The organism is Microbacterium sp. MTN4-26 (assembly GCF_042846595.1).
Classification (GTDB): domain Bacteria; phylum Actinomycetota; class Actinomycetes; order Actinomycetales; family Microbacteriaceae; genus Microbacterium; species Microbacterium luteum.
In genome coordinates this window covers 26,095-44,951 of record NZ_BTGO01000022.1, presented here as the reverse complement: position 1 = coordinate 44,951, position 18,857 = coordinate 26,095, and the positions used below count along the sequence as shown (strand labels likewise).

Sequence of the window (18,857 nt, the reverse complement as noted above, 5' to 3'; positions counted from 1 at the left end):
GAGGCGGACGAGAGCCCCGAGGCGACGCGCCTCGGGGCTCTGGTCAGTGCGAGGAGTAGTGCTCAGCGTCCTCTGGCGAGGCGCTTCTTCATGAGCTTCTCCTCCTTGCCCGCCACGGGGGAGTCCTGCGGGATGTTGTGCCCGCGCGCTGCCCGGCGGGTGTCGACGACGGCGCCGATCGCCAACGCAAGGGAGATGCCCCAGCTCAACCAGGCGAGCGCCGTGCGCCACGTGAAGGGTTCGTTGTTGCGGATGCTGCGCAGCAGCGTCACGCCGCCGGTGACCGCCGAGAGAATTCCGGTGCCGAAGAGATACTGACGCATGCCGCAACGCTAGCGCGGGTATCGCCGCGGCGTCGCCCCTTGACACTGCGCCGCTGGGCCGTCAACCGGCGTTTGCGCGAAACACGGCGCTGTTAGCCTGAAGGCCCGATCACCGTCAGGAGCCCCTGTGACCCAGGCCGAATTCGTCGTCGTCGCCAACCGTCTGCCCGTGGACAAGGCCGGGCCCGGTGAAGGGGAAGACGGCTGGCGCCGCTCGCCGGGGGGCCTCGTCACCGCTCTGGAGCCGGTGATGAAGCAGACCGACGGCGCCTGGGTCGGATGGCCGGGGCAGGCTGATCTCGACGTCGAGCCGTTCGACTTCGACGGCACCCGCCTCATCCCGGTCGCCCTCAGTGCGGACGAGATCGAGAAGTACTACGAGGGCTTCTCCAACGACACCATCTGGCCGCTCTACCACGACGTCATCGCCGCCCCACGCTATCGACGCGTGTGGTGGGACGCATACGTGCGGGTGAATCGGCGATTCGCCGAAGCGGCGGCGGACGCCGTCGCAGAAGGCGGCACCGTGTGGGTGCAGGATTACCAGCTGCAGCTCGTTCCGAAGATGCTGCGCGAGATGCGTCCCGATCTCACGATCGGCTATTTCCACCACATACCGTTCCCCGCATACGGCCTGTACTCGCAGCTTCCGTGGCGACGGCTGGTGCTCGAAGGTCTGCTCGGAGCCGACGTCATCGGCTTCCAGCGCGTTGCCGACGCGGGGAACTTCGCCCGAGCGGTGCGCCGTCTGTTCCGGTACGAGACGCGGGCCGGCCGCATCACGGTGCCGGGTGACGACGGCACGGCACACATCGCTCTCGCCAAGGCGTTCCCGATCTCCATCGCCGCCGAGACCTACATCGACCTGGCCAAGAAGCCCGAAGTGCAGGCCCGGGCGCGGGAGATCCGAGAGGGGCTCGGCAACCCCAAGGCGATCCTCCTCGGCGTCGACCGCCTGGACTACACCAAGGGCATCCGTCACCGCCTGAAGGCGTTCGGCGAGCTCCTCGAAGACGGGCGTGTCGCCGTCGACGACGTCACCCTCGTGCAGGTCGCGAGCCCCAGCCGCGAACGTGTCGAGGCCTACGTCCAGCTGCGCGACGAGATCGAGCTGACGGTCGCCCGCATCAACGGCGACCACGACACGTTCGGCCACAGCGCGATCCGCTACCTGCATCAGGGATATCCGCGCGAGGAGATGGTCGCCCTGTTCCTTGCCGCCGACGTCATGCTCGTGACCGCGCTGCGCGACGGGATGAACCTCGTCGCGAAAGAGTACGTCGCCACGCGCGCGGACAACCGCGGTGTGCTCGTGCTCTCGGAATTCGCCGGTGCCGCCGACGAGCTGGGGTCGGCGCTCAAGGTGAATCCGCATGACATCGACACCCTCAAGGACACGATCATCCAGGCGATCGAGATGCCCGCAGCCGAGCAGGCGCGTCGCATGCGCTCGATGCGCAAGCGCGTCATCGAGCACGACGTGAAGGCGTGGTCCGATTCGTTCCTCTCCGCACTGGACGAGGCCCGCACCGCCAAGGAGAACCGCACGCGATGACCGATCCCGTCTCGATGCTCGCACGCACCCCCGTCCTGCTCGTCGCCCTCGATTTCGACGGGACCCTCTCGCCGCTCGAGGACGAGCCGATGGAAGCGCGCATGCTCGCGGAGGCGCGCGATGCGGTCGACGCGCTGCTGCGCGCACCCGACACGACCGTGGCCCTCGTTTCGGGCCGCAGTCTCCACGACCTGCGGGTGATCGCCGAGCACGCCGACGACTCCGCGATCTGGCTCGCCGGATCCCACGGCGCCGAGTTCTGGCAGCCCGGGAGCGGCGCCCTCAACGCCGCCGAAGACACCGTCGACGAGGAGCTCCGCGACACGCTGCGCGCCCATGCCGAGAAGGCCACCGCAGGCATGACGGGCGTGTTCATCGAGCCGAAGACATTCGGGTTCGGTGTCCACACCCGCGTCGCCACTCCGGAGACGGCAGCGGATGCGAACGCCGCGGTCGACGCGATCGTCGCCGCTGAGGCGCCGCACTGGCGCCGCCGCACCGGACACAACATCGTCGAGTACGCCTTCCGGCACGAGGGCAAGGACTCCGCCGTCGCTCACCTGCGCAAGGTGGTGGGCGCGACCGGCGTGCTCTTCGCGGGAGACGACGTCACGGATGAAGACGCGCTGGCGAGCCTCGGCGATGACGATCTCGGGGTGCACATCGGCTCGCGCGACACGCACGCGACGGTGTCGGTGCCGGACATCCCCGCCTTCGCCGCCCTCCTGACGAGACTGGCGACCGAGCGCTCCAGCCCGCGGTGACCGAACGCGCCCCGGGTCGGGCGGAGGCGCCCACCGGGAATAGACTCGCAGGTATGGCCCACCCCGAGGAATCGATCGACATCAAGCCCCGCAGTCGCGCCGTCACGGACGGCATCGAAGCCACCACGTCCCGCGGGATGCTCCGCGCGGTCGGCATGGGCGACGAGGACTGGGACAAGCCCCAGATCGGCATCGCGTCGAGCTGGAACGAGATCACCCCGTGCAACCTGAGCCTCGACCGCCTCGCGCAGGGGGCGAAGGAGGGCGTTCACGCCGGCGGCGGCTACCCGCTGCAGTTCGGAACCGTCTCCGTCTCCGACGGCATCTCCATGGGCCACGAGGGCATGCACTTCTCGCTCGTCTCGCGCGAGGTCGTCGCCGACTCGGTTGAGACGGTCATGATGGCCGAGCGTCTCGACGGCAGCGTCCTGCTCGCCGGCTGCGACAAGTCCATCCCGGGCATGCTGATGGCCTCGGCGCGGCTGAACCTCTCGAGCGTCTTCCTCTACGCCGGTTCGATCGCGCCGGGCTGGGTCAAGCTGTCGGACGGCACCGAGAAGGATGTCACGATCATCGACTCGTTCGAGGCCGTCGGCGCGTGTCTCGCGGGCAAGATGAGCGAAGAAGACCTCAAGCGCATCGAGTGCGCGATCGCGCCGGGCGAGGGTGCCTGCGGCGGCATGTACACGGCCAACACGATGGCCTCGGTGGCGGAGGCCCTCGGCCTCAGCCTCCCGGGGTCGGCCGCACCGCCGTCGGCCGACCGCCGTCGCGACTACTTCGCGCACCGGTCGGGCGAGGCCGTCGTGAACCTGCTGCGCCATGGCATCACCACGGGAGACATCCTCACCAAGGAGTCGTTCGAGAACGCGATCGCCCTCGCGATGGCGCTCGGCGGATCCACCAACGTCGTGCTCCATCTTCTCGCGATCGCCAACGAGGCGCAGGTCGACCTCGACCTGCACGACTTCAACCGCATCGGCGACAAGGTTCCCCACATCGCCGACATGAAGCCGTTCGGCCAGTACGTCATGAACGACGTCGACCGCCACGGCGGCATCCCCGTCATCATGAAGGCGATGCTCGACGAGGGGCTGCTGCACGGCGACGCCCTCACGGTCACCGGCAAGACGCTCGCCGAGAACCTGCGGGAGCTGGACCCCGACCCGATCGACGGCACCGTCATCCACACCCTCGACAACCCCATCCACGCCACCGGCGGCATCACGATCCTGCACGGATCGCTCGCCCCCGAGGGTGCGGTGGTCAAGACCGCCGGCTTCGACGCAGCGGTCTTCGAGGGCCCCGCGCGGGTGTTCGAGCGCGAGCGCGCCGCGATGGACGCCCTGGAGGCGGGTGCGATCACGGCCGGCGACGTCGTCGTCATCCGCTACGAAGGCCCGAAGGGCGGCCCCGGGATGCGCGAGATGCTGGCGGTCACAGCCGCCATCAAGGGCGCTGGGCTCGGCAAAGATGTACTACTCTTGACGGACGGTCGATTCTCCGGCGGCACAACCGGCCTGTGCATCGGCCACGTAGCACCCGAAGCGGTGGACGCAGGTCCCATCGGCTTCGTGCGCGATGGTGATCTGATACGGGTCGATATCGCAGCCCGCACTCTCGACCTACTCGTCGACGAAGCGGAGCTGGACTCCCGCCGTTCCGGCTGGGAGCCCCTTCCCCCGCGCTATACCCGTGGCGTCCTGGCCAAGTACTCCAAGCTCGTGCGCTCTGCCGCGCAGGGCGCCGTGACGGGGTAGCGGGACTCCGACACATCTGTTCGTTCTCGACAGAGGAACCACCATGCCTTCAGAAACCGCAGCCGCCGTGCCGCGGCCACCCGCCCGCAGCGCCTCCGCGCCCGTCTTGTCCGGCGCGCAGGCCATGGTCCGCTCGCTCGAGCTGCTCGGCGCCACCGATGTCTTCGGCATCCCGGGCGGGGCGATCATGCACTTCTACGACCCGCTGATGGACGCCAGCGAGCTGCGTCACATCCTCGTGCGTCACGAGCAGGGTGCCGGTCACGCTGCCGAGGGGTTCGCGTCGGCATCGGGCCGGCCCGGCGTCGCGATCGCGACCTCCGGGCCCGGCGCGACCAACCTCGTCACGGCCATCGCCGACGCCTACATGGACTCCGTGCCGCTGGTGTGCATCACCGGACAGGTGTTCTCGCACCTCATGGGGACCGACGCATTCCAGGAGGCCGACATCGTCGGCATCACCATGCCGATCACCAAGCACTCCTTCCTCGTGAAGGATGCCGCCGAGATCCCGGGCGCCATCGCCGCGGCGTTCGAGATCGCCACCACCGGTCGCCCCGGCCCCGTGCTGGTGGACATCACGAAGGACGCGCAGCAGGCCGAGGTTCCCTTCGTGTGGCCGCCGAAGTACGACCTGCCGGGATATCGACCGGTCACGAAGGCGCACGGCAAGCAGATCCAGGCCGCTGCGCAGCTGATCGCCGAAGCCAAGAAGCCCGTTCTGTACGTCGGCGGCGGCGTCATCCGTGCCGGTGCTGCGGACGAGCTGCGCACGCTCGCGGAATCGACCGGCGCGCCCGTGGTCACGACCCTGATGGCACGCGGCGCCTTCCCCGACTCGCACCCGCAGCACCTCGGCATGCCGGGCATGCACGGTACCGTCCCGGCGGTGCTGGCGCTGCAGGAAGCCGACCTCCTCATCACCCTCGGCGCCCGGTTCGATGACCGCGTCACCGGCAAGGCGGCTCTGTTCGCCCCGCACGCCAAGGTGATCCACGTCGACATCGACCCGGCGGAGATCTCGAAGATCCGCACCGCCGACGTGCCCATCGTGGGGGACCTGAAGGATGTGCTGCTCGACCTCGACTCGGCATTCCGCGGCGTGGCCGACGGGCAGAAGCCCGACATCGATCAGTGGTGGTCGTTCCTCGACGGCCTCCGCGACGAGTTCCCCCTCGGTTTCGCGCCCACCTCCGACGGACTCCTCTCTCCCCAGCACGTCATCCAGCGCATCGGCGAACTGACCGGACCGGAGGGCATCTACGCCGCCGGCGTCGGACAGCACCAGATGTGGGCGGCGCAGTTCATCCGGTACGAGCGGCCCAACGCGTGGCTCAACTCCGGCGGCGCCGGCACCATGGGATACGCGGTGCCCGCGGCGATGGGTGCGAAGGTCGCGGAGCCGCACCGGCAGGTGTGGGCGATCGACGGTGACGGATGCTTCCAGATGACCAATCAGGAGCTCGCCACCTGCGCGATCAACAACATCCCGATCAAGGTCGCCGTCATCAACAACTCCTCCCTCGGCATGGTGCGCCAGTGGCAGACGCTGTTCTACGACGGACGACACTCCAACACCGACCTGAACACCGGGCACGGCACGGCGCGCATCCCGGACTTCGTGAAGCTGGCCGAAGCCTACGGGTGTCTCGCGATCCGCGTCGAACGCGAAGACCAGGTCGACGACGCGATCACCCTCGCGCTGGAGACGAATGATCGACCCGTCGTGATCGACTTCGTCGTCAGCGCCGATGCGATGGTGTGGCCGATGGTCCCGCAGGGCGTCAGCAACAGCTACATCCAGTACGCGCGCGAGCACGCGCCGTCGTTCGAAGGGGACGAGTGAGATGTCGAAGCACGTCCTGAGCCTGCTCGTCGAAGACAAGCCCGGCCTCCTCACGCGTGTCGCCGGCCTCTTCGCCCGTCGCGGCTTCAACATCGAGTCCCTCGCGGTCGGGGTCACCGAGGTGCCCGGGCTCTCGCGCATCACGGTGGTCGTCGACGTCGAGGGCCTGCCGTTGGAACAGGTGACGAAGCAGCTGAACAAGCTCGTCAACGTCATCAAGATCGTGGAGCTGGAGCCGGCCGCGTCGGTGCAGCGTGAGCACATGCTGGTCAAGGTGCGCGCCGACAACGCCACACGCTCGAACGTGCTCGAGGTGGTGAACCTGTTCCGCGCCTCGGTGGTCGACTACGCCCCCGACGCGGTCGTGATCGAGATCACCGGCGATCAGGGCAAGGTCGAGGCCTTCCTGCGCGCCATCGAGCCGTTCGGCATCAAGGAGCTCGCTCAGTCGGGCCTGCTCGCCATCGGCCGAGGGCCCAAGAGCATCACCGAGCGCGTGCTGCGCGGCTGACACCGGAGACAGATCCGCTCGCTTCCGGTCGTTGAGCGAGCGGAGCGAGACGAAACGACACGAACAAGGAGAGACACGAAGAATGGCTGAGATCTTCTACGACGACGACGCCGACCTGAGCATTGTCCAGGGCAAGAAGGTGGCGATCGTGGGCTACGGCTCGCAGGGCCACGCACACGCGCAGAACCTGCGGGACTCCGGGGTCGAGGTCGTCATCGCCCTGAAAGAGGGGTCGAAGTCGACCCAGAAGGCGCAGGATGAGGGCTTCCAGGTCAAGTCGGTCGCCGACGCGGCCGAGTGGGCCGACCTCATCATGATCCTGGCGCCCGACCAGCACCAGCGCTCGATCTTCACCGAGAGCATCAAGGACAAGCTGACCGCGGGCAAGACCCTCGCGTTCGCGCACGGATTCAACATCCGCTTCGGCTACATCGACGCTCCGGAGGGCGTGGATGTGATCCTCGTCGCGCCGAAGGCGCCGGGTCACACCGTGCGTCGCGAGTTCGTCGCCGGGCGCGGCATCCCCGACATCATCGCCGTCGAGAGCGACGCCTCGGGCTCGGCCTGGGACACCGCGCTGTCGTACGCGAAGGCGATCGGCGGCACGCGCGCCGGCGTGATCAAGACGACGTTCACCGAGGAGACCGAGAGCGACCTGTTCGGCGAGCAGGCCGTGCTCTGCGGCGGAGTCTCGCAGCTCGTGCAGTACGGCTTCGAGACGCTCACCGAGGCGGGCTACCAGCCGCAGATCGCCTACTTCGAGGTGCTGCACGAGCTGAAGCTCATCGTGGACCTGATGTGGGAGGGCGGCATCGCCAAGCAGCGCTGGTCGGTCTCCGACACCGCCGAGTACGGCGACTACGTCTCGGGCCCGCGCGTCATCGACCCGCGCGTCAAGGAGAACATGCAGGCCGTCCTCGCCGACATCCAGTCCGGCGCGTTCGCGAAGCGCTTCATCGACGACCAGGACAACGGTGCCGCGGAGTTCATGGAGATGCGTGAGAAGGCCGCGTCGCACCCGATCGAGGCGGTCGGCAAGGAGCTGCGCTCGCTCTTCGCGTGGAAGCAGCAGGACGAGGACTACACCGAGGGCAGCGCAGCGCGCTGACCGAGGTAGCTTGGGTTGAGTAGCGGCTCAGCCGCGTATCGAAACCAGGGCAGCGCAGCGCGCTGACCGAGGTAGCACGGAGGGTGGGTGCTTCGGCGCCCACCCTCCGTCGTGTCCGCGCCACTCGCCGCTTCGCTTGTCGCGCAATGTCGCCTCGGATCCCCATGGCGACCACCGGTGACAGATGAACGGTGGACACCGGCTCTGAAGGCGCGGTCGGGTCGGGCGAGGTTAGGCTGGGGGAGTGACCCCTCGAGAGCGCGACGCCCTGAGCTGGGACGGCGATGACGATCCGACCCTCGACACGGGTTCGTCCGCCGACGACTCGGTCGGTGAGGATGCATCCGCTGACGACGACGGTCGCATCGCCGCCGGCGCGAAGAGCTCGACCGGACTTCCGGCGGGGTACACCGCGGTCGGCCGCGGGGCCGACGACATCAGTCGGTCCGACGCCGAACCCGACGAGGATGCGGCGGAAGGCGAAGACGCTCCGGCCGACGCTGACCAGGCGCGGCCCATGGGCAACGCCGCGCTCATCGCATTGGGCGTGCTCGGCGGGGTCTACCTGCTCTATACGATCGGATGGATCGTCGGCGGCCTTCGACTGCAGGACGTGATCCCGTTCCTTCTGCCGGAGACGGCCGTAGCCCGCGTCGCGTACGCCTTCGCCCTGTGGATCGCCGTCGCGGCACCGGCGATCTGGTTCTCAGCCACCGTGCTGCTGACCCGTCGATCGCGTTCGTGGGTGCGCTTCGTCTGGCTGGCCGCGGGCGTGGTGCTCCTCGTTCCCTGGCCCTTCGCGATGATCGGAGCGATCGGACAATGAACGCCGAGAACGCGGCGACGAGCACGCCACGCATCCCGACCTGGCTCACGGCGACGATCACCGGCGCCTTCGGACTGCTCTACGCCTACGCGGTGTGGAACGCGCTCGATTTCCTGATCCTCCAGGCCAGCGGGGTGCGTGGATTGAACGGCGTGGGGTGGGCGGTCCTGGGGTTCGCCGTCATCTTCCCCGTCGTGGTCTTCGCCGTCGCCTTCGCTCTCGGGCGTCGACGCGGTGCGGCGGCCCTGGCGGTGATCCTGCTGGTCGGTCTCGCGCTCGTGGCGGTGTTCTGGCTCGACGTGCTCGCCTACTCGTCGATCACCGACAGCCTCCTGAACCCGGTCGAGACGTGATCGCCCGGCGTGTGACTGCCGCGGCAGCACCTCTCGCCGTCACACGGTTCGTCGGCTTGCGACCCGCGCGCTAGGCTGAGTTCGGCCCCGCCTCGCCCCCGCCCGGCGCGGCATTCACGCTCTGCACCGCGCCCTCGCGCACCGCCACCGAAGGAAACACCACGTGTCGAAGCCCGTCGTGCTCATCGCCGAACAGCTCTCTCCCGCCACGATCGACGCCCTCGGTCCCGACTTCGACGTGCGCCACGTCGACGGCACCGACCGGCCCGCTCTGCTGGCGGCCCTCGCAGAGTCGCACGCGGTCCTCGTCCGATCCGCGACGAAGATCGACGCCGAGGCGCTCTCGGCCGCGCCGAACCTCAAGGTCGTCGCCCGCGCCGGTGTCGGCCTCGACAACGTCGACATCAAGCAGGCGACCACCTCAGGTGTCATGGTCGTCAATGCGCCCACCTCGAACATCATCTCCGCCGCGGAGCTCACGGTCGGTCACATCCTGAGCCTCGCCCGCCGCATCCCCGCCGCGCACGCCTCGCTGTCGGCTGGCGCGTGGAAGCGCAGCTCCTACACCGGCACCGAGCTCTTCGAGAAGACCGTCGGCATCATCGGCCTCGGTCGCATCGGCGCGCTGATCGCGGCCCGCCTGCAGGGGTTCGACATGAAGATCGTCGCGTACGATCCCTACGTCACGAGCGCCCGCGCCCAGCAGCTCGGCGTGCAGCTGGTCGGTCTCGACGAACTGCTCGAGCACAGCGACTTCGTGACGATCCACATGCCGAAGACGCCCGAGACCACGGGAATGATCGGTGCCGAGCAGCTGAAGCTCATGAAGCCGTCCTCGTACGTCGTGAACGTCGCGCGCGGCGGTCTGATCGACGAGGAGGCGCTGTTCCACGCGCTCACGACGGGGGAGATCGCCGGCGCCGGCCTGGATGTCTTCACGTCAGAGCCGCCGGCCGAGGGCGGCACCGCGCACAAGCTCCTCGACCTGCCGAACGTCGTCGTCACCCCGCACCTGGGGGCATCGACGGAGGAAGCGCAGGAGAAGGCCGGTGTCTCCGTCGCCCGCTCGGTGCGCCTCGCCCTCGGCGGCGAACTGGTCCCTGACGCCGTCAACGTCGCCGGCGGCGTCATCGACCCCTACGTGCGCCCCGGCATCCCCCTCGTCGAGAAGCTCGGTCAGATCTTCTCGGCACTCTCTCACTCGCCGCTGACGAGCCTCGACGTCGAGGTGCACGGCGAGCTGAAGGACTACGAGGTGGGCGTGCTGAAGCTCGCCGCGCTCAAGGGTGTGTTCACCAACGTCGTCAGCGAGACCGTGTCGTACGTGAACGCCCCGCTGCTGGCAGAGCAGCGCGGCGTCGAGGTGCGGCTGCTCGTCGACGACGACAGCCCCGAGTACCGCAATGTCATCACGCTGCGCGGCGCGCTCAGCGACGGCTCGCAGCTGTCGGTGTCTGGAACCCTGACCGGGACCAAGCAGGTCGAGAAGCTCGTGGGCATCAACGGTCACGCGATCGAGCTTCCGATCGAGAAGCACCACGTCGTCATGCTCTACACCGACCGCCCCGGCATCGTCGCCGTGTACGGCCAGAAGTTCGGCGAGGCCGGCATCAACATCGCGGGCATGCAGATCGCGCGCGAGGCTGCGGGCGGCCAGGCGCTGTCCGTTCTCACGGTCGACTCGCCCGTCGACGACGCACTTCTCGAGGAGGTCAGTTCGGCCATCCACGCCGACCTGTTCCGTCAGATCGAGATCACCGAGGCCTGATCGGCCTCACGCGCCGCGCGTCGCCTGCACGACCAGCTCCACGAGGGCATCCAGTTCGGTGTCGCGCGGCAGCGGACCCGGCAGCACGCCGGTGACGAGGGCGTTGTTGAAGTAGAGCCCGTCGCTGACCAGCAGCACGAGCTGGAGTGCGGCGTCGTCGCGAACGTGCGGTCGCACGAGGTCTGCCCAGCGGTCACGGATGCCGCGCAGCGCGTCCGATGCGGCGACGTTGCCGGTCTGGGCGAGCTTCGACGTCGCGGTGATCGCGCGATCGAGCGGATGCCCCGTCATGACGGATGTGCGCACGAAGGCCGCAACGGGACCGTCGGCGTCGGCGGAGAGTTCCGCGATGTCGGCGAGGGCGAGGTCGGTCATGCGCGCGATGAGGGCCGCCTCGAGCGCCTCCTTCGACTCGAAGTGGTAGAGCAGTCCGCCCTTGGACACCCCTGCTTCGCGCGCGATCGCCTCCATGGTCGCGGCGCGCGCTCCGTCGGCGATGAGGATCGCCTCGTACGCGTCGAGCACCTTCTCGCGGGCCAGGGGACGGCGACTCATGAGATCGATCGTATCGACGGCGATGCTGACATCCTGATACTATACCGGATGGACGGTACAGAAAGGATGTGACATGACGACGCAGACGATGCCGGTGACCCGGGACGAGGGCACCCGTGTGGGATGGCGCGGGTGGGCGGCTCTGGCCGTGCTCATGCTTCCTGTGCTGCTCGTGTCGGTCGACAACACCGTGCTGAGCTTCGCCCTGCCGGCGATCGGTCGCGACCTGGAGCCCTCGAGCGCCGAGCAGCTGTGGATCGTCGACGTCTACCCGCTCGTGCTCGCCGGCCTGCTGGTGACGATGGGCACGATGGGGGACCGGTTCGGTCGTCGACGGATGCTCCTCATCGGCGCGACCGGGTTCGCGGCGATCTCGGCGCTGGCGGCATTCGCGTCGACGGCGGAGCTGCTGATCGTGGCGCGTGCCGCGATGGGATTCTTCGGCGCCATGCTCATGCCCTCTACGTTGTCTCTGCTGCGCAGCATCTTCACCGATCGCGACCAGCGGCGTCTCGCGATCGCGGTGTGGGCGTCGATGTTCTCCGCCGGTGCCGCCCTCGGCCCCATCGTCGGCGGCATCCTGCTGGAGCACTTCGGGTGGGGTTCGGTGTTCCTCCTGGCGATCCCGGTGCTCATCCCCTTGCTCGCGCTCGCGCCGTTCCTTGTCCCCGAGAGCCGTGACCCGCATCCCGGTCGCATCGACCCGATCAGCATCGCCCTGTCGATGGCGACGATGGTCCCGATCGTGTTCGCCATCAAGGAACTCGCGGTGCACGGCGCCGGGAGCGCTGCGTGGGCGTTCGCCGCGGCCGGTGCGGGCTTCGGCGTGCTGTTCGTGCGTCGTCAGCTGCGGATGCGGACGCCGATGCTCGACATGCGCCTGTTCCGCGAGGGCACCTTCACGGGCGCGCTGCTCGTGAACCTCCTGTCTGTCGTCGGTCTGGTCGGCTTCCTCTTCTTCGTCGCCCAGCACCTGCAGCTGGTGCTGGGACTGTCGCCCCTCGAAGCCGGCATGGCTCTCGTGCCGGGACTCGCCGCGATGATCGTCGCCGGGTTCCTCGTCGTTCCCCTCGGCCGCCGCGTTGCACCCCGTGTGCTGGTGCCGGTCGCCCTGGCGTTCTCCGTGCTCGGCTACGTCATGGTGGGCGTCTCCGGCGCCGATGCGTCGCCTGCCACCCTGGTGGTCGCGTTCGTCTCGCTCGGGATCGGGATCGGCGCCGCCGAGACGGTCTCGAACGAGCTCATCCTCGCGAGCGCCCCGCCGGCCAAGGCCGGGGCCGCGAGCGCGGTCTCGGAGACCGCCTACGAGCTCGGCGCGGTGCTGGGAACGGCGTTGCTCGGCGGCGTCGTCACGGCGCTCTACCGAAGCAGCCTGACGCTGCCGGCGGCGCTGCCGGCCGATGTGCGGGAACCAGCCCGCGAGACGCTCGCCGGTGCGATGGTCGAGGCCGACCTCCTCGGCGGCAGCCTCGGGGCCGCGCTGCGGGAGGCCGCCGCGAGCGCCTTCGGTGCGGGTGTCGGCGTCACCGCCGCGATGGGAGCTGCTCTCGTGGTCGTCGCGGCGGTCATCGCCGCCGCTACCCTGGGAGGGTCCCGCGCCCCGTCCCGCTTCGAGCACTGACGGGGCCGCAGCCCGCTCCGCTCGGCGTCCGCCGGGCCCTGCACCCTAGGAGAGCGATGTCGCGCGTCATCAAGCTCGCCGTCATCCCCGGTGACGGCATCGGTCCGGAAGTCGTCGCCGAAGCGGAGAAGGTGCTCGCCGCCGTCACCGCGGGAGGGGAGACGCGCTTCGACGCCACGCACTTCTCGCTCGGGGCGGCGCGCTACCTGGAGACCGGCGACACGCTCACCGATGAGGACCTCGCCGCGATCGCGACGCACGACGCGATCCTGCTGGGTGCCGTCGGCGGCGTGCCAGGCGACCCTCGCCTGGCCGGCGCCAACATCGAGCGCGGCCTGCTGCTGAAGCTCCGGTTCGAGCTGGACCATTACGTGAACCTGCGGCCGTCGAAGCTCCATCCCGGCTCGACCAGCCCGCTGGCAGATCCGGGCGGGATCGACTTCGTCGTCGTGCGCGAGGGCACCGAGGGACCCTACGTGGGCAACGGCGGCGCGATCCGCAAGGGCACCCCCGCCGAGGTCGCCAACGAAGTGTCGGTGAACACGGCTTTCGGAATCGAGCGCGTCGTGCGCTACGCCTTCGCCCTCGCCCAGGTGCGGCGGCGTGCCCTGACCCTGGTGCACAAGACGAACGTGCTCGTGCACGCGGGATCGATCTGGAAGCGCCTGGTCGACGCCGTGGGTGAGGAATACCCCGACGTGGCCGTAGACTATCTCCACGTCGACGCGGCCACGATCTTCCTCGTGACCGACCCCAGCCGCTTCGATGTGATCGTCACCGACAACCTCTTCGGCGACATCCTCACCGACCTGGCCGGCGCCGTCACCGGTGGCATCGGCCTCGCCGCCTCGGGCAACATCAACCCCGACGGCGCCTTCCCGTCGATGTTCGAGCCCGTACACGGATCGGCGCCCGACATCGCGGGGCAGCAGAAGGCCGACCCGTCGGCAGCGATCATCTCCGTCGCCCTCATGCTCGACCACCTCGGGCTGACCGACGAATCGGCCCGCATCACCCGTGCGGTCGAGGAGGACGTCGCCGCCCGCGACGGCTCGCCCCGCACCACCGCTCAGATCGGCGACGCGATCGCCGCGCGGGTGCAGGCGTAACCTTTGACCAGGCGCATCCAGCGCCTTGAACCGCCAGGACGTGACATGACCCTCATCGACTCCGACATCGACGCCGACCTCGAGCCGCTCGAGTTCGTCGTCTCCCGCAATCTCAACGGCGCCTCCGCGCAGCGCCGCGCGGAGATCCTCGCCGAGCCGGGGTTCGGCACGCACTTCACCGACCACATGGTCGACGTGTGCTGGTCGGTCAGGGGTGGATGGCACCGGCCCCGCGTGCAGCCGTACGGACCCCTGTCGCTGGACCCCGCGGCCGCCGTGCTGCACTACGGGCAGGAGATCTTCGAGGGCATCAAGGCCTACCGTCACGCGGACGGGTCGGTGCACACGTTCCGGCCCGACCAGAACGGCCGTCGACTGCAGCGAAGCGCCCGGCGTCTGGCGCTTCCGGAACTCCCGGTGCCGTACTTCGTGCAGTCGCTCGCCGAGCTGGTGCGCGCCGACCTCGACTGGGTGCCTTCCGGTGCCGACCAGAGCCTCTATCTGCGCCCCTTCATGTTCGCGAAGGAGGCCTTCCTCGGTGTGCGTCCGGCTCACAAGGTCGGCTACTACGTGATCGCGAGCCCCGCCGCTGCCTACTTCAAGGGCGGCGTGCAGCCGGTGTCGATCTGGCTCAGCGACAACTACGCTCGCGCGGGCAAGGGTGGCACGGGTGCGGCCAAGACCGGCGGCAACTACGCCGCGAGCCTGCTGCCGCAGTCCGAGGCCTACGAACAGGGGTGCGACCAGGTGGTCTTCCTCGACTCCGACGGGAACGTCGAGGAACTCGGCGGGATGAACGTCGTGTTCGTGCGCAAGGACGGCACGCTGGTCACCCCGGAATCGCCCAGCATCCTCGACGGCATCACCCGCAACTCCATCCTGCAGCTGGCGCGGGACCGCGGACACAAGGTCGAGGCGCGCCCGGTGACCCTCGCCGAATGGCGAGACGGCGTGGCTTCGGGTGACATCGTCGAGGTCTTCGCGTGCGGCACCGCCGCCGTCGTGACGCCCATCGGCACGCTCAAGGGCGCCGACTTCGAAGAGCAGCAGCCGCTGGGCGAGCTGGCCCTGTCGCTGCGCGAGGAGCTCACCGACATCCAATACGGTCGCCGTGACGACACGCACGGCTGGCTCTATCGACTGGATGCCTGAAGCCGCCGTGCCTCGTAGGGTGGACGCGTGAGGATCGCCCGCTTCAGCCATCAGGACGCCATCAAGTACGGCATCGTCGACGAGCGCGAGCTCGTCGTCCTCGCCGGAGACCCCATGTTCGCCGGGTACGACACCACCGGCGAGCGGGTGCCCCTCGGCGACGTGGCTTTGCTCGCGCCGGTGATCCCGCGGTCGAAGGTGATCGCCGTGGGTCGCAATTATCGCGACCACGCAGCGGAGTTCGACAACGACGTGCCGGCCGAGCCGATGCTGTTCTTCAAGCCCAACACCTCGGTCATCGGCCCCGACGATGCGATCGTGCTGCCGCCGCAGTCCGAGCGCATCGACGTCGAAGGGGAGCTGGCGGTCGTCATGGGGCGCATCGCCAAGAACGTCGCCGCCGAGAACGCCCTCGACTACGTCTTCGGCTACACCAACGCCAATGACGTCACCGCGCGCGACCTGCAGCGCCGCGACGGCCAGTGGGCGCGAGCGAAGGGGTTCGACACCTTCTGCCCGCTCGGCCCGATCGTGGAGACCGAGTTCGACCCTGCCGGCGACGCCGTGCTCACCACACGCGTCGACGGAGAGGTGCGCCAGGAGGCGCCGCTGACCGATATGGTGCACGGCGTCGCCGAGGTGATCGCCTACGCTTCAGCGGCGTTCACCCTGCTGCCGGGCGACGTCATCCTCACCGGAACGCCCGCCGGCGTCGGCCCCATCCGCTCGGGACAGGCGGTGGAGGTCGAGATCACCGGGCTGGGGATCCTGCGGAACCCCGCCCGTGGCGCCTGAAACCTCGACGCATCCGCAGGACGACCTGCGCCGCCTGCAGCGACGCACGGTCGCTGTGCTGTCGCTGGGTCAGATCCTCGGTGGCGTGGCGTTCGGCGCGACGATCTCGCTCGGCGCGGTGCTCGCCGCCGAGGTCAGCGGCGACGAGGCGTTCTCCGGACTGGCGACGGCGGCCGTCACTCTCGGCACGGCCGCGTTCGCGGCTCCGCTGGCGGCCTTCGCGCGGCGACGGGGGCGTCGTCCCGCGCTGACGACGGGGATGGCGGTGGCCCTCGCCGGCGTCGCGCTGGTCGTCGTCGGAGCCGCCGCGTCGCTGTTCCCCCTCCTGCTGTTCGCGTTCGCGCTCATCGGGGCCGGCCAGGCGTCGAACCTGCAGTCGCGTTTCGCGGCGACCGACCTCGCGACCGCCGCATCCCGCGGTCGTGATCTGTCGATCGTCGTGTGGGCGACGACCATCGGCGCGGTCCTCGGCCCCAACCTCGTCGGTCCGGGTGAGGCGCTGGGAGCGCTCATGGGCATGCCGGCTCTGACCGGCCCGTACCTGTTCACCGTCGCCGGTCAGGGGCTGGCGATTCTGCTCTACCTGGCTGCGCTGCGGCCCGACCCGCTCCTGACCGCGCAGGCCGCCGTTGCCGCGGATCGATCCGGTGCGACGCGACCGATCGCCGGAACGGACAGGCCGCGTGTGGCGCGATACGCGATCGTCGTCGTCGCAGCGGCGCACGGTGTGATGGTGTCGGTGATGGCCATGACACCCGTGCATCTGCTGCACCACGGCGCCACCCTCACCATCGTCGGTGTCACGATCAGCCTGCACATCGCCGGGATGTACGCCCTCGCGCCCGTGTTCGGCATCCTCGCCGACCGATGGGGGCGCATGCCGACGATCCTGCTCGGTCAGGCTCTGCTGGCAGCGTCGCTCGTCCTGGCCTTCCTCGGACAGGACTCCACGGTCGCCGTGACGTTCGCGCTCGTGCTCCTCGGCCTCGGCTGGAGTGCCGCGACCGTCGCTGGAGCGGCGCTGCTGACGGAAGCGAGCGATGAAGCCCGGCGCACGCGGCGTCAGGGGCTGAGCGACACGGTCATGAGTCTCGTCGGCGCCGGGGGCGCGATCGCCGCCGGTGTGATCCTCGGCTGGATCGGCTACGGCGGACTCGCCCTCGTCGTGGGTATGGGCGTGCTGGTCGCCGTGGCGCTCGCGCCGACGGCGCGATCCTCGGCGCCGCAGTCGGAGGCGACGCCGACCTAGACTGGAGGCGATGGCTTCCGTTGACCCCCGCACCACCACCGCAGCCGGCTCCGACATCCGGGTGCGCTTCTGTCCCTCGCCCACCGGGCTTCCCCACGTCGGGCTCGTGCGCACCGCCCTGTTCAACTGGGCCTACGCACGCCACAACGGCGGCAAGATGATCTTCCGCATCGAAGACACCGACGCCGCTCGCGACAGCGAGGAGAGCTATCAGCAGCTTCTCGACGCACTGCGCTGGCTCCGCATCGACTGGGACGAGGGCGTCGAGGTCGGCGGGCCGCACGCTCCGTATCGACAGTCGCAGCGTCACGGGCTCTACCGCGAGGTCCTCGACAAGCTGCTCGCCGCGGGAGTCGTCTACGAGAGCTACTCCACCGCAGCGGAGATCGACGCGCGCAACGAGGCCAACGGCCGGGCCAAGCAGCTGGGCTACGACAACTTCGACCGCGACCTCACCGACGAGCAGAAGGCGGCTTTCCGGGCGGAGGGCCGCGAGCCGGCCTACCGCCTGCGTGTTCCGGACGAAGATCTCACGTACGTCGACCTCATCCGCGGCGAGGTCACATTCCCCGCCGGCTCGTTCCCCGACTTCGTGATCGTGCGCGCCGGGGGAGTGCCGCTCTACACGTTCGTGAACCCGGTCGACGATGCGCTCATGGGGATCACGCACGTGCTGCGTGGTGAGGACCTCATGCCCTCCACCGCGCGCCAGCTCTCGCTGTATCGCGCTCTCGTCGATGCCGGAGTCACGGATGTCATCCCGCGCTTCGGCCACATGCCCCTCGTGCTGGGGGAGGGCACGAAGAAGCTCTCCAAGCGCGACCCGCGCGCGGACCTGTTCCTCCAGCGGGAGAAGGGCTTCACGCACGAAGGTCTCCTGAACTACCTCGCGCTCCTCGGCTGGTCGATCGCTCCCGATCGGGACGTGTTCACGCTCGACGAGCTGGTCGCGGCCTTCGACATCGCCGACGTCAACCCGAATCCGGCGCGCTTCGACCAGAAGAAGGCGGAGGCCATCAACGGCGATCACATCCGCATGCTCCAGCCGGCCGACTTCGCCGCGAGGATCGTGCCCTACCTCGTCGCCCGAGGGCTGGTCTCGAACCCGCCGACCGACGAGCAGCATCGTCTGATCGCCGCGGCCGCCCCCCTCGTGCAGGAGCGCATGCCGCTGCTCGGCGACGCACCCGACCTCCTCGGCTTCCTCTTCGTCGACGACGTCGACTACCAGGAGGATGCGTTGTCGGGCCTTCCCGACAACGCCGACGAGGTCATCGTGGCGTCCGTGGGTGCGCTCGAGGTCATTCCCGAGGGCGAATTCACAGCAGCGGCGCTGCAGGATGCACTGGCGGGCGCGCTCGTGGAGGGACTCGGGCTGAAGCCGCGCGTGGCCTACGGGCCGCTCCGTGTCGCGGTGAGCGGACGCAAGGTGTCGCCGCCGCTGTTCGAGTCGATGGAGCTCCTCGGCAAGGCCGAGACCCTGCGGCGGCTCGACGCCCTCGTGCGGCATCGTCGCTGATCGCCTCGGTTTGTCTCGGGACCGTCGGTCGTCTAGACTCGAT

The 18,857-nt window shown here is 69.2% G+C and carries 17 protein-coding genes; 15 read left to right on the top strand and 2 right to left on the bottom strand.

All coding sequences use genetic code 11. The annotated features are described in order from the left end of the window. Positions 1-62 precede the first annotated feature (62 nt). The gene (locus ACGG9C_RS15485) at positions 63-323 is read right to left on the bottom strand and encodes a hypothetical protein (protein WP_071043113.1); all 261 of its coding nucleotides are present in this window, start codon (positions 321-323) and stop codon (positions 63-65) included. Positions 324-450: 127 nt separating this feature from the next. Between ACGG9C_RS15485 and ACGG9C_RS15480 the strand changes: the two genes are divergently transcribed. The 9 genes from ACGG9C_RS15480 to serA all read left to right on the top strand — a co-directional run bounded on the left by ACGG9C_RS15480 (position 451) and on the right by serA (position 10,814). Further along, positions 451-1,878, top strand: a complete 1,428-nt coding sequence (locus ACGG9C_RS15480; RefSeq protein ID WP_071043114.1) for a trehalose-6-phosphate synthase — start codon at positions 451-453, stop codon at positions 1,876-1,878. Continuing rightward, positions 1,875-2,642 carry a trehalose-phosphatase gene (gene otsB, locus ACGG9C_RS15475; RefSeq protein WP_071043115.1) on the top strand — a complete coding sequence of 256 codons (768 nt, stop codon included), beginning with the start codon at positions 1,875-1,877 and terminating at the stop codon, positions 2,640-2,642. Before ACGG9C_RS15480 ends, otsB begins: the two co-directional genes overlap by 4 nt. A 53-nt stretch (positions 2,643-2,695) precedes the next feature. Then, positions 2,696-4,402: a dihydroxy-acid dehydratase gene (ilvD, locus tag ACGG9C_RS15470; RefSeq protein WP_194385080.1), complete on the top strand. Its 1,707-nt coding sequence runs from the start codon at positions 2,696-2,698 to the stop codon at positions 4,400-4,402. A gap of 43 nt (positions 4,403-4,445) precedes the next feature. Then, positions 4,446-6,248 (top strand): acetolactate synthase large subunit, encoded by a 1,803-nt coding sequence (locus tag ACGG9C_RS15465; protein WP_390178855.1) that lies wholly within the window; start codon positions 4,446-4,448, stop codon positions 6,246-6,248. Position 6,249: 1 nt separating this feature from the next. Further along, on the top strand, positions 6,250-6,759 hold the full coding sequence (gene ilvN, locus ACGG9C_RS15460) for an acetolactate synthase small subunit (RefSeq protein ID WP_071043120.1): 510 nt from the start codon (positions 6,250-6,252) through the stop codon (positions 6,757-6,759). Positions 6,760-6,841: 82 nt separating this feature from the next. Beyond that, positions 6,842-7,867 carry a ketol-acid reductoisomerase gene (gene ilvC / locus ACGG9C_RS15455; protein ID WP_071043122.1) on the top strand — a complete coding sequence of 342 codons (1,026 nt, stop codon included), beginning with the start codon at positions 6,842-6,844 and terminating at the stop codon, positions 7,865-7,867. A gap of 244 nt (positions 7,868-8,111) precedes the next feature. Continuing rightward, entirely contained in the window at positions 8,112-8,693 is a 582-nt protein-coding gene (locus tag ACGG9C_RS15450; RefSeq protein ID WP_390178854.1) for a DNA polymerase III subunit gamma/tau, read from the top strand. Then, a complete protein-coding gene (locus ACGG9C_RS15445; RefSeq protein WP_390178853.1) occupies positions 8,690-9,046 on the top strand; it encodes a hypothetical protein in 357 nt (118 codons plus the stop codon). The genes ACGG9C_RS15450 and ACGG9C_RS15445 overlap by 4 nt, the downstream gene beginning before the upstream one ends. A 163-nt stretch (positions 9,047-9,209) precedes the next feature. Beyond that, positions 9,210-10,814, top strand: coding sequence for a phosphoglycerate dehydrogenase (gene serA / locus ACGG9C_RS15440; protein WP_071043127.1), 1,605 nt, complete (start codon positions 9,210-9,212; stop codon positions 10,812-10,814). A gap of 6 nt (positions 10,815-10,820) precedes the next feature. Here the strand turns inward: serA and ACGG9C_RS15435 are convergent, their stop codons facing one another. After that, positions 10,821-11,369, bottom strand: coding sequence for a helix-turn-helix domain-containing protein (locus ACGG9C_RS15435; protein ID WP_286932900.1), 549 nt, complete (start codon positions 11,367-11,369; stop codon positions 10,821-10,823). Positions 11,370-11,442: 73 nt separating this feature from the next. On the opposite strand from ACGG9C_RS15435, the gene ACGG9C_RS15430 reads away from it, so the two are divergent. From ACGG9C_RS15430 to gltX, 6 genes are read left to right on the top strand one after another with little or no spacing between them, the layout of a single operon-like run. Continuing rightward, positions 11,443-12,990, top strand: a complete 1,548-nt coding sequence (locus tag ACGG9C_RS15430) for an MFS transporter (protein WP_286932902.1) — start codon at positions 11,443-11,445, stop codon at positions 12,988-12,990. Positions 12,991-13,046: 56 nt separating this feature from the next. Continuing rightward, a complete protein-coding gene (locus ACGG9C_RS15425) occupies positions 13,047-14,099 on the top strand; it encodes a 3-isopropylmalate dehydrogenase (protein WP_071043132.1) in 1,053 nt (350 codons plus the stop codon). Positions 14,100-14,144: 45 nt separating this feature from the next. Next, positions 14,145-15,251 carry a branched-chain amino acid aminotransferase gene (locus ACGG9C_RS15420; protein WP_286932904.1) on the top strand — a complete coding sequence of 369 codons (1,107 nt, stop codon included), beginning with the start codon at positions 14,145-14,147 and terminating at the stop codon, positions 15,249-15,251. A 27-nt stretch (positions 15,252-15,278) separates the two neighbouring features. Then, positions 15,279-16,046, top strand: coding sequence for a fumarylacetoacetate hydrolase family protein (locus tag ACGG9C_RS15415; protein ID WP_071043136.1), 768 nt, complete (start codon positions 15,279-15,281; stop codon positions 16,044-16,046). Next, the gene (locus ACGG9C_RS15410; protein WP_286932906.1) at positions 16,036-17,295 is read left to right on the top strand and encodes an MFS transporter; all 1,260 of its coding nucleotides are present in this window, start codon (positions 16,036-16,038) and stop codon (positions 17,293-17,295) included. Before ACGG9C_RS15415 ends, ACGG9C_RS15410 begins: the two co-directional genes overlap by 11 nt. Positions 17,296-17,305: 10 nt before the next feature. Then, entirely contained in the window at positions 17,306-18,814 is a 1,509-nt protein-coding gene (gltX, locus tag ACGG9C_RS15405; RefSeq protein ID WP_286932908.1) for a glutamate--tRNA ligase, read from the top strand. Positions 18,815-18,857: the final 43 nt, after the last annotated feature.